Source organism: Duganella sp. (assembly GCF_039595735.1).
Taxonomy (GTDB): Bacteria; Pseudomonadota; Gammaproteobacteria; order Burkholderiales; family Burkholderiaceae_D; genus Rugamonas.
This window is the reverse complement of the sequence record NZ_JBCNLB010000021.1, coordinates 97,203-106,024: the sequence shown is the minus strand read 5'-3', so window position 1 is coordinate 106,024 and position 8,822 is coordinate 97,203. Positions and strand designations below refer to the sequence as shown.

The 8,822-nt window shown below is 63.2% G+C and carries 6 protein-coding genes; 5 read left to right on the top strand and 1 reads right to left on the bottom strand.

The features are described from left to right. The first annotated feature begins 239 nt into the window (after positions 1 to 239). From ABDW57_RS24925 to ABDW57_RS24905, 5 genes are all read left to right on the top strand, one after another. On the top strand, positions 240 to 2,024 hold the full coding sequence (locus ABDW57_RS24925) for a thiamine pyrophosphate-requiring protein (RefSeq protein WP_343732833.1): 1,785 nt from the start codon (positions 240 to 242) through the stop codon (positions 2,022 to 2,024). A gap of 161 nt (positions 2,025 to 2,185) precedes the next feature. Continuing rightward, positions 2,186 to 3,718, top strand: coding sequence for a fatty acyl-CoA reductase (locus tag ABDW57_RS24920; RefSeq protein ID WP_343732832.1), 1,533 nt, complete (start codon positions 2,186 to 2,188; stop codon positions 3,716 to 3,718). After that, on the top strand, positions 3,715 to 5,076 hold the full coding sequence (locus ABDW57_RS24915) for a wax ester/triacylglycerol synthase family O-acyltransferase (protein WP_343732831.1): 1,362 nt from the start codon (positions 3,715 to 3,717) through the stop codon (positions 5,074 to 5,076). Before ABDW57_RS24920 ends, ABDW57_RS24915 begins: the two co-directional genes overlap by 4 nt. 49 nt (positions 5,077 to 5,125) lie before the next feature. Then, entirely contained in the window at positions 5,126 to 6,040 is a 915-nt protein-coding gene (ppk2, locus tag ABDW57_RS24910) for a polyphosphate kinase 2 (protein WP_343732836.1), read from the top strand. Positions 6,041 to 6,086: 46 nt separating this feature from the next. Beyond that, entirely contained in the window at positions 6,087 to 6,464 is a 378-nt protein-coding gene (locus ABDW57_RS24905; protein WP_343732830.1) for a glyoxalase superfamily protein, read from the top strand. Positions 6,465 to 6,467: 3 nt separating this feature from the next. On the opposite strand, the gene ABDW57_RS24900 is transcribed toward ABDW57_RS24905, so the two are convergent. Next, positions 6,468 to 8,774 (bottom strand): GH92 family glycosyl hydrolase, encoded by a 2,307-nt coding sequence (locus ABDW57_RS24900; protein ID WP_343732829.1) that lies wholly within the window; start codon positions 8,772 to 8,774, stop codon positions 6,468 to 6,470. Positions 8,775 to 8,822 lie beyond the last annotated feature (48 nt).

Sequence of the window (8,822 nt, the reverse complement as noted above, 5' to 3'; positions counted from 1 at the left end):
GATCAGCGCCGTCATGCATAAACTCGCACACCTCATTTATGGCGTGATCCATACCGGCAAGCCTTTTGATCCCAATTACCTGTCAAAAGGCCTTGCTATTCAAGACGGTATCTGACCCCGAATCGCTGGCTGTTCGCACACCTGCTTCTCACTCACACGAACCCGCGCACGTTATCGCTGCGCAATTGTGAACTTCCTCGCTAGAATCGGGCCTCATCCGATTACAAGCGAGGTGGGTCATGGCGACTGTGGGCGACTTTGTACTCAAGCGGCTGGCGGCGTGGGGCGTCAAGCGGATCTACGGTTATCCGGGCGATGGCATCAATGGCGTCATCGGCGCGTTTGGCCACGGCGACACCGGCGTCGAGTTCGTACAGGCGCGACATGAGGAACTGGCTGCATTCATGGCCTGTGCGCACGCCAAGTTCAGCGGCGAGGTCGGCGTTTGCCTCGCCACCTCCGGCCCCGGCGCCATCCACCTGCTCAACGGTTTGTACGACGCCAAGATGGATCATCAGCCCGTGGTGGCCATCGTCGGCCAGCAGAGCCGCATGGCACTCGGCGGCGACTATCAGCAGGAAGTGGATCTGCTGTCGCTGTTTAAGGATGTGGCACACGAGTTTGTGCAGATGGCCACTACGCCGGAACAAGTGCGCCATCTGATCGACCGCGCCATGCGCATTGCCATCGAGCGCCGCACCGTCACCTGCGTGATCCTGCCCAACGATTTGCAGGAACTGAAAGCCGTGGAAACCCCGCCGCGCGAGCATGGCACGGTGCACAGTGGCATCGGTTACACCGGCCACGCGGTCCAGCCGCGCCAAGAGGATTTGCAACGCGCCGCAGCCGTACTCAATGCCGGCAAGAAGGTTGCCATCCTGGCCGGCGCTGGCGCACTGCACGCTACCGATGCCCTGATCGCCGTGGCCGACAAGCTGGGCGCCGGCATCGCCAAGGCCCTGCTGGGCAAGGCCGCCGTACCGGACGGACTGCCTTACGTGACCGGCGCCATTGGCCTGCTCGGCACCAAGCCCAGCTGGGATCTGATGAACGAGTGCGACACGCTGCTGATGGTCGGCTCGGCCTTTCCCTACTCCGAATTCCTGCCCAAGGAAGGCAAGGCGCGCGGCGTGCAGATCGATATCGATGCGCGCATGCTCAACCTGCGCTATCCGATGGAAGTCTGCCTGACCGGCGACAGCGCCGCCACGCTGGAAGCCCTGCTGCCGCTGCTGGAAGAACAGACCGACCGCAGCTGGCGCAAGCGCATCGAGAGCAATGTGGCCGACTGGTGGCAGGTGCTGGAGGCGCGTGCCATGAATGAGGCCAAGCCGCTCAATCCGCAACGCGTGTTCTGGGAACTGTCGCCGCGCTTGCCGGACAACGTCATCCTGACCTGTGATTCCGGCTCCTGCGCCAGCTGGTACGCGCGCGATCTGAAAATCCGCAGCGGCATGACGGCTTCCTTGTCCGGCGGCCTGGCGACGATGGGTTCGGCCCTGCCCTACGCGCTGGCCGCCAAATGCGTCCATCCCGAGCGCCCGGTGGTCGCCATGCTGGGCGACGGCGCCATGCAGATGCTGGGTGTGAACGCGCTGATCACGCTGGCCCATCTGTGGCGCGAATGGAGCGATCCGCGCATGGTCATCATGGTGCTCAACAATGGCGACCTCAATATGGTGACCTGGGAGCAGCGCATCACCGAGGGCGACGCCAAGCTGGAAGCGTCGCAAAACCTGCCCCCCTTCCCCTACGCCGCCTACGCCGAACTGCTGGGGCTGCGCGGCATCCGGGTCGATCATCCCGACCAGGTGGCGGAAGCGTGGAAGCAGGCGCTGGCCTCGCCGGTGCCGACGCTGCTGGAAATGGTGACCGATCCGGACGTGCCGCCGCTGCCGCCGCACGTCTCCGCCAAGCAGGCGGTGCACTATCTGCGCGCCCTGCTGCGCGGCGATCCTGACGCCACCGGCATCGTCACCGCCACCATCAAGGAGGTGTGGGATAGCCTGCGCCCGGGCCGCTGATCCGTTGTACAAATGCCGCAGGCGCCCGCGCGCGGCGCCCCCGGTGCTGACTCCTCACGCCATGCGTTTGGCTTCCCAAGCCAGTGCAAAATAGCTAGTCACTCCACGGTTTCGCTCTAAGATCGGTTCATTGCAGTTCTGACACCGTTTCTGAGAAACCTATGACTCCAGCATTGAATGTGCAAGCTGCACTCTCAGGCAAGCGCGTCCTGATTACCGGCAGCACCGGCTTCCTGGCCAAGGTGGTGCTGGAAAAGCTGATCCGCAGTGTGCCGGATATCGGCCGCATCGTACTGCTGATCCGCGCCGGCCACAACGGCGCCGACGCGCGCCAGCGCTTTGAGCGCGACATCGCCACTTCATCGATCTTCGACCGCCTGCGCGCGGAACGCCCGGCCTATTTGGCCCGGTTCTTCGCCGAGCGGATCGAATGCATCACCGGCGAAGTGACGGAGCCCGGATTCGGCCTGCCCATCACGGCGTTCAACGCCCTGGCACGCCGTGTCGATCTGATTATCAACGCTGCCGCCAGTGTCAATTTCCGCGAGGCGCTGGACGAAGCGCTGGCCATCAACACCATCAGCGTACAAAACATCACCGAGCTGGCACGCGCCGGCCATGCGCCGCTGATCCAGGTTTCCACCTGCTACGTCAACGGCTACAACCGCGGGATGATGTACGAACAAAACGTCACGCCGGCCCGCGCCGCGATCCCGCGCCACGCCGACGGCCATTATGATTTATACGGTTTGCTGCAGCATCTGAAGCACCGCATCGCCGCATTGCGCGCCGAGGTGCGCGATCCCGAGGAACTGACGCGCCGCCTGACAGACCTCGGCATCGCCGAAGCCAATTACCACGGCTGGAACGACACCTATACCTTCACTAAGTGGATGGGCGAACAGCTGGCCATGGCGGCCATGCGCGGCCGCCCGCTCACCATCGTGCGGCCATCGATCATCGAGAGCACGCTGCAGGAACCGGCGCCCGGCTGGATCGAAGGCGTGAAGGTGGCAGACGCCATCATCCTGGCCTACGCGCGCGGCAAGACCAGCGTCTTCCCGGCCCGGCCGAACGAGGTGGTGGACATTGTGCCGGCCGATCTGGTGGCAAACAGCATCGTACTGGCATCCGCCGAAGCGCTGCAGGCGCCGGCGGCCACGCGAATTTATCAGGCCTGCACGGGCTCCAGCAATCCAGTTACCTTGCGCCGCGTGATCGACCTGATACAGGGCGAATCACAACGCAACTGGCGCCAGTACGAGCGCTTGTTCTACCACCAGCCGAAGCACGACTTCCGCGTGGTCAGCCGTCCTCTATTCCTGCTGATGCTGCGCGCCATGCGCATCTGCGCGGGCAGCTGGAACGCGGTGCGCAGGCTGCTGGGCGCCGGCGAGTCGCCCAGGCTAGAGGCGCTGCGCACCACGCAATTGCTGGCACTGACGTTTTCCTTCTACACGGCGCCGCGCTACGTGTTCCACAACGACCGCTTGCAAGCGCTGGCACAACGCTTCAGCAGCGAAGACCGCGCGCGCTACAGCGTGGATGCAGGCGCCATCGACTGGAGCGAATACCTGTGCCGCATCCACATGACAGGCCTGAACCGCTACGCCCTGCGACCGCGCGCGGCCAAGGCAGCGCAGGAAGAAGTCGCCGCAACGCCCATAACAATACAAGCGAGACAGCAAGCATGAGTAAAAAACCAGCCCCTCCAGCGGCAATGACGCGCCGCGACTATGCGTGGCACCGCATGGACACTGACATGAACCTCATGGTCATCAACAGCATCCTGCTGTTTGAAGGCCCGGTGAATATGGAACGGCTGGTGTCCACCATCGCCCATCGCCTGCCCAACTATCCGCGCTTCACGCAGAAAGTGGTGCACTTGCGCGGCCGCCCGCACTGGGTGGAGGACGATCAGTTCGACATCCGCCAGCACATCGAGCTGGAGCGCATGGAGCATGACGTCGACCGCGCCGAGTTGCAGGATCATCTGACCCGTCTGGCCCACTTGCCGCTGGAGCGAGATCGCCCCATGTGGCACATGACGGTGCTGGACCGCGTCAACGGCGGCCATGCCATCGTGTTCCGCGTCCACCATTGCATCACGGATGGCCTGGGACTGGTGCACGTGCTGAATCACCTCACCGACGACAACGGCCTGCATGGCAAAACGCCCTCGCCGGTCGGCCATCCACACCGCGCCATCGCACAGAACAAGGTCTGCTCGGCGGTGGTACAGGGCTTGTCGTGGCTGAAGATCGGCTTCCATGTGGCGCGGCTGTCCATCTTGTGGCCCGACGCCCGCACCCAGTTCAAGGCGCCCATGACCGGGACCAAACAGCTGGTCTGGCTGCCGCCGTTGGAGATGGACCGCGTGCGCGCCATGTCCAAGCGCATGGGCGTGACGCTGAATGATGTGTGGGTTGCCGCCGTCTCCGGCGCGCTGCGACAGTATCTGGGCGAGCGCGGACAACGTCCGGATGGCCGCGCGCTGCGCGCCGCCGTCACCTTCAATCTGCGCGAGAAGGCCAATGCTTTCCAGCTGGGGAACGAGTTCGGACTGGTGGCGGTGGACCTGCCCACCAATGTGGACGATCCCACGCTGCGCCTGCGTCAGTCCAGCAGCCGCATGACGGCCATCAAGCGCTCGCACCAGCCGCGCGCCACCATGGCCTTCCTGTCGATCGCCGGCTGCCTGCCGACCGCCCTGCAGCACTTTGCGCTCAACCTGTTCACCTCCAAGGGCTCGGTGGTGCTGACCAATATCGAAGGCCCCTCCAGCCGCCGCTACCTGGCCGGTTCGCGCCTGACGGACCTGATCTGCTGGGTGCCGCAGGCGGGCAAACTGGGCGTGGGCCTGGCCTTCATCTCCTACGCCGGCCAGATCCAGCTGGCGCTGTTCGTGGATACCGACCTGGTGCCCGATCCGGACCGCCTGATGCAGCTGACCTACGACGCTTTTGAAGAGCTGGAGCAGGCCACGCAGGGTGTGCACGCGCCGCAGCCGGCCGAGCCGGCGCTGCCGGGCATCGTCATCACGGCGTCATAATCGTCACGTATGGTGCTCCTCATTGCAAAATGAGGAGTATTGCGTGAACTTGAACGAGCACGAGCTGCTGGACCGCGTCCAGCGCGAGCTGACCGACAGCTACGACGAAGAACTGGAAATGGAGCTGGAAGACCGCGAGATCGATCCGGTCACCCGCCAGGTGGTGGAGCGTGAGCGCAGCGCAGAAGCCAAGGAAGCGCGCCGGCTTTACTTCCGCGAGTTATTCCGCCTGCAGGCGGAGCTGGTCAAGCTGCAGGACTGGGTGGTCCATACCGGCCACAAGGTCGTGATCATCTTCGAAGGCCGCGATGCCGCCGGCAAGGGTGGCGTCATCAAGCGGATCGTCCAACGCCTGAATCCGCGCGTCTGCCGCGTGGCGGCGCTGCCGGCGCCGAACAACCGCGAACGCACGCAGTGGTACTTCCAGCGCTACGTCTCGCATCTGCCGGCCGCCGGCGAAATCGTGCTGTTCGACCGCAGCTGGTACAACCGCGCCGGCGTCGAGCGCGTGATGGGCTTCTGCACCGACGACCAGTACGAGGAATTCTTCCAGACCGTACCCGAATTCGAGCGCATGCTGGTCCGCTCCGGCATCCAGGTCATCAAATACTGGTTCTCGATTTCGGACGAAGAGCAGAATGCGCGCTTCCTCGGCCGGATACACGACCCGCTCAAGCAGTGGAAACTCAGCCCGATGGATCTGGAGTCGCGCCGCCGCTGGGAAGAATACACCAAGGCCAAGGAAATCATGCTGGAGCGGACGCACATTCCCGAAGCGCCGTGGTGGGTGGTGCAAGGCGTGGACAAGAAAAAGGCACGCCTGAACTGCATCCACCACCTGCTGGAGCAGATGCCGTATGAAGAAGTGACGCATCCGGCAATTGAACTGCCGGAGCGCGAGTATCACGACGATTATGTGCGCCGTCCGGTGCCGCCGGAAATCATCGTACCTGAGGTGTACTAAGCTGCGGTGGCTGTGCTAGAGTTGTCTGAACAACCAAGGAGCAGCCATGAGTCTGGGCACCGTCACACCTATCCTGCGCATCTTTGACGAAGCGATGGCGCGCGAATTCTACGTCGATTTTTTGGGCTTCAAGGTCGACTGGGAACATCGCTTCGAAGACAACTTCCCGCTGTACATGCAGGTATCCAAGGACGGCTGCCTGCTGCACCTCTCCGGCCACTTTGGCGACTGCTCGCCCGGCGCCGCCATCCGCATCGCCACCACCGACGTCGACGCCTACCAGGCCGAGTTAATCGCCAAGGAGTACAAGCACGCCCGCCCCGGCGTCGAAGACGTTCCCTGGGGCGGGCGCGAAATGTCGATCAAAGACCCCGCCGGCAACCGCCTCACCTTCTACAACCGCGAGCCGGAGATCTCCGCCTGATGATCAATATGGCGTTTGCGTGTAAGGGCGGGCGGTAGCGGCTTTGCCCCATTCCTTGTTCGGCTGGCTGGACATGGTGAATACCAGTTCGCCGCCTGCCGTGATCTGCTCGTGGCGCAGGTAGGTTTGGGTAAGTGGCTTGCCGTTCAGCGTGACGCCGGCCACATACACGTTTTCCTTGCTCAGGCCTTCCGCGCGGATGGTGAAGCGTTTGCCGTTCGGGAGGTTCATCACGGCTTTGTCCAGGAACGGGCGGCCGATCACGTACTCGTTGCTGCCCGGCGCCACCGGGTAGAAACCCAGTGCGGTGAAGGCCAGCCAGGCCGACATCTGTCCCAGATCGTCATTGCCCGAGAGGCCAGCAGGCGTGGTGTTGTACTGCGATGCCACCACCTGGGTCAGCCGCTGCTGGGTTTTCCATGGCGCGCCGGCGTAGTTGTACAGATACGCCACGTGGTGCGATGGCTCGTTGCCGTGCGCGTAGTGTCCGATCAGGCCCGAGATGTCTTCCATGTGCGCGTAGACGTTATCGTCCACCTTGGCGTCAAACACCTGGTCGATCTTGTCCTGCAGGGCTTTGTCCCCGCCTAGCATCTTGATCAGGCCTGCGTTATCGTGCGGCATATACCAGGAGTACTGCCACGCGCTGCCTTCAGTGTAATCGCTGCCGAAGTTCGACTGCACCGGGTTGAATGGCTCGCGGAAAGTGCCATCCGATTTCTTCGCGCGCAGGAAGCCGGTCTTTACATCAAACGAGTTGCGGTAGTTCTGCGCACGTTTGTAGTAGCGCGCGGCGATATCCTTCTTGCCCATCTTCTCAGCCATGCGTGCGATGGTCCAGTCGTCGAACGCGTATTCCACCGTCTTCGATGCCGCCTCCGGTTCCAGATCGATCGGCACATAGCCCAGCTTCATATAGTGTTCGAGGCCGCCGTAAGGGCCGTATTCCGCGCTGGCAGTCATGGCTTTCAGGGCTTCTTCGGCATCAAAGCCTTTGAGCCCTTTCATGTAGGCGTCCGCGATGACCGGCACGGCGTGATAGCCGATCATGCACCAGGTTTCCAGGCCTTGGAATGCCCATACCGGCAGGATGCCGTAGGGACTGGTCTTCTGCGACTCGATCAGCGAGCGCACAAAGTCAACGTTGCGCTGCTCCGGTTGGATCAGCGTCAGCAAAGGATGCAGCGCGCGGTAGGTGTCCCACAGCGAGAAGGTGGAGTGATAGCGGAAACCGGCGGCCTGATGAACCTCGTTGTCCGGCCCGCGATAACGGCCGTCGCGGTCCATGAACAGGCTAGGCGCCAGCATGCTGTGATACAGCGCGGTGTACGCCATCTTGCGCATCTCCGGCGCAGCCTCGATCGCCACCGCGCCCAGCGCCTCGTTCCACGCGGTTGAAGCCTTGGTACGTTCCGCCTCAAAATCCCAGCCCGGCATCTCGGCCAGGTTGGCGATCGCGCCCTCCTCGCTCACGCCGGAGATGGCCACCTTGACCTGCAACTGACCATCGGCCGGCACGCCGAATTCCAGCGAGCCAACCAGCGCTTTGCCCTCGACAAGGATCTTGTCAGCCGGACCGGCGAAGCCCTTGTATTCCACGTCGCGCTCCATATTGCGCAAGGTGCGCGACTTCAGCGGCTGCGAGAACTGAATGGCGAAGTACAGCTGACGCCCCGCCGCCCAGCCGCGCGTTTCGCGCATGCCAGTGATCAGCGTATTGTCACGCACACGCAGGCGTGACCACAGGTTCTTGGCGGCGTAGTCATAAATACTGGCGCGCAGGTCCAGCATAACCTTGGCCTCGGCGCCCTTGGCGTAGCGATAGCGATGCAGGCCAACGCGCTCGCTGGCGGTCAGCTCCACGTTGACTTCATTGTCCGACAGCCGTACCGCGTAATAGCCCGGTTCCGCGCGTTCTTCCTTGTGGCTGAAGCGTGAACGATAGCCGCTGAACGGCCGCTCAGGGTAGCCCGGTTCCCACTTGGTCTCGGCGCTGTACGGCATCAGCAGCACATCGCCCAGATCGGAGTGGCCGCTGCCGGAGAAGTGGGTATGCGAGAAGCCGAGGATGGAATCGTCGTCGTAGCGATAGCCGGACGCCCACGGGTAGCTCTGGCGGAACGGCCGCACCTGCGTGTCGGGACTCAGCTGCACCATGCCGAACGGGCGCGTGGCGCCGGGGAAGGTGTGGCCATCGCCACCGGTACCGATAAAGACATCCACTGCCGCCGCGGGCGTGGTCTGCGCGATGGACATCGCCGGGAATGCCAGGAACAGCGCCAGTGCGCCGCCCACGAAAAGTTTAGCCATTTATCACCCGCTATCAAGACGATCCGACTTTATAGCGCGTGCGCAGGC

What these genes read in the sequence shown, in the direction of transcription:
- ABDW57_RS24925 (WP_343732833.1), top strand. Translation starts at nt 240, where the DNA reads ATGGCGACTGTGGGCGACTTTGTACTCAAGCGGCTGGCGGCGTGGGGC.
- ABDW57_RS24920 (WP_343732832.1), top strand. Translation starts at nt 2,186, where the DNA reads ATGACTCCAGCATTGAATGTGCAAGCTGCACTCTCAGGCAAGCGCGTC.
- ABDW57_RS24915 (WP_343732831.1), top strand. Translation starts at nt 3,715, where the DNA reads ATGAGTAAAAAACCAGCCCCTCCAGCGGCAATGACGCGCCGCGACTAT.
- ABDW57_RS24905 (WP_343732830.1), top strand. Translation starts at nt 6,087, where the DNA reads ATGAGTCTGGGCACCGTCACACCTATCCTGCGCATCTTTGACGAAGCG.
- ABDW57_RS24900 (WP_343732829.1), bottom strand. Translation starts at nt 8,774, where the DNA reads ATGGCTAAACTTTTCGTGGGCGGCGCACTGGCGCTGTTCCTGGCATTC.